Origin of the sequence: Pseudomonas sp. Pseusp3, assembly GCF_047304225.1 — a bacterium.
Classification (GTDB): domain Bacteria; phylum Pseudomonadota; class Gammaproteobacteria; order Pseudomonadales; family Pseudomonadaceae; genus Aquipseudomonas; species Aquipseudomonas fluorescens_CD.
In genome coordinates this window covers 1-271 of sequence record NZ_JBGLYV010000273.1, presented here as the reverse complement: position 1 = coordinate 271, position 271 = coordinate 1, and the positions used below count along the sequence as shown (strand labels likewise).

Below are 271 nucleotides of genomic sequence, written 5' to 3'. Positions count from 1 at the left end.
GATTGACAACCGCAAGTTCAAGGACCAGTTCAAAGGCAAGGCCAAAATGCTCAATGCCGAGGAGGTGGTTGAATGGACCAGTCATCCGGTGGGCGGGGTGTGTCCGTTCGGACTGCCGCGCGAAATGAAAGTCTTTGCGGATGTGACGTTGAAGAAGTTCGATGTCGTGTTGCCTGCAGCGGGCGCAACGAACGCCGCACTGCGCATCGCGCCCCAGCGCCTTATCGAACTGGTTGGGGCAGAGTGGGTCGATGTCGCTCAGGGTCAAGCC

The 271-nt window shown here is 58.7% G+C and carries 1 protein-coding gene; it reads left to right on the top strand.

All coding sequences use genetic code 11. The features are described from left to right. Positions 1 to 271: YbaK/EbsC family protein (locus ACCD00_RS30850; protein ID WP_413428949.1), on the top strand; the 271-nt coding region annotated here is incomplete at both ends.